The sequence below is a fragment of the Halomonas sp. genome (genome assembly GCF_041689495.1).
GTDB lineage: Bacteria > Pseudomonadota > Gammaproteobacteria > Pseudomonadales > Halomonadaceae > Halomonas.
In genome coordinates, this window is the sequence record NZ_JBDNGD010000277.1 from 1 (window position 1) to 1,645 (window position 1,645).

At 68.0% G+C, this 1,645-nt stretch carries 2 protein-coding genes; both read right to left on the reverse strand.

What is annotated here, in order from left to right; genetic code table 11:
- Window positions 1-834 (reverse strand): patatin-like phospholipase family protein (locus tag ACESMD_RS09570; RefSeq protein WP_372612597.1); only part of this gene is annotated, 834 nt, incomplete at its 3' end.
- Window positions 835-880: 46 nt separating this feature from the next.
- On the reverse strand, window positions 881-1,645 hold a 765-nt coding region (locus ACESMD_RS09575), incomplete at its 5' end, for an LLM class flavin-dependent oxidoreductase (protein WP_372612599.1).

The window sequence follows — 1,645 nt, forward strand, 5'->3', positions numbered from 1 at the left end:
GATGTGGACCTTCACCTGGCGGTAGTCGTCCTTGGAGAGCTTGCCCTGGCGGATCAGGCGGTCGACGAACTCGATCGCCCTCAGTTCCTTGAGCAGGCTGCCGTTGAAGCTGATCTCGTTGAGCCGGTTCTGGATCTCCATCGGCGTGCGGGGGATGCCGGTGCGCTCGACGGGATTGATCTGTACCACCACGATGTCATCGCTTCGCGTCCTGCCGTGGAAGGGAAACAGCGAGGGGTTGCCCATGTAGCCACCATCCCAGTAGGGCACACCGTCGATGACCACCGCCTGGTAGAGGCTGGGCAGGCAGGCCGAGGCCATCACCATGTCCGCGGTCAGGGCATGGCGGGGGAAGACCTTGACCTTGCCGGTTTCCACATTGGTGGCCGAGATGAACAGCTTGAAGGCGCTGCAGCGGCGCACGCTCTCGAAGTCGATGCTTTCCTCCAGGAGGTCCCTCAGCGGGTTCAGGTTCATGGGGTTGAGCTGGTAGGGCGACGCCACCCGGGAGAGGGCATCCAGGGCATGGTAGGCAGGGTTGTGGTCGAGGCTCCAGTTGCCCATCAAGACGTCGATGGGCGTGCGCCTCAGAGGGTTGGTCCGGGCGCCCTCGCTGATGTGGTACCAGAAATGCGCCAGCGCCGCCCGAGCGCCATCCGGCCCGTCGCGGGTGAAGCCGTCGGCCATGGCCACGGCGTTCATGGCGCCCGCCGAGGTGCCCGAGACGCCGACGATCTCCAGGCGGCCATCCTCGAGCAGGGCGTCCAGCACTCCCCAGGTGAAGGCGCCGTGGGCACCGCCGCCCTGGAGCGCCAGGTTGATCGGCTTTTTCATGTCTCTCTCCCGGATGAATGCCGCTGCGGATCGGCCCTGGCGGGCCTCACGCCTGCCAGGCCTCGGCGACGATCTCGTAGCTCGCCAGGCGGTCCTCGCTGGCGTAGGTGTCGGTATTGATCATCAGTTCGTCGGCGCCGGTGCTCTCGATGAAGTGCTCGAGTTTAGCACGGACGGTCTCTGGGCCGCCGATGATGGCGGCGCCCAGGAACTGCTCGACCTGAGTCTTTTCCATCGGGGTCCAGTCGTGTCGCTCCACTGGCGGTAGTGAGCGGGTGGGCGCACCGCGGATCAGGTTGAGAAACTTCTGCCGTGCGGTGGAGGCGAGGAAGTCGGCGCGCGCGTCATCCCGGGCGGCGATCACCGGCAGGCCGACCATGGCGTGGGGCGCCTCGAGCACCGCCGAGGGGCGGAAGTTGTCGCGGTAGAGGCGCAGGGCCTCATGGAGATATCCGGGAGCGAACTGGGCGGCGAAGGCGAAGGGCAGGCCCTCCCGGGCCGCCAGCTGGGCGCTGTAGCCGCTGGAGCCGAGCAGCCACAGCGGCACTTGGGTGCCCTGGCCGGGCACCGCGCGAACCCGCTGGCCGGGCCTTTCATCGCCCAGGAAGCCCTGCAGCTCCTCCAGCCGCTGGGGGAAGTCGTCGACCCCGGCTCGGGGGTCGCGGCGCATGGCGGCCATGGTGGCGGCATCCGAGCCCGGTGCCCGGCCCAGGCCCAGGTCGATGCGGCCGGGATAGAGGGTCTCCAGGGTGCCGAACTGTTCGGCCACCACCAGCGGCGGGTGATTGGGCAGCATGATGCCGCCACTGCC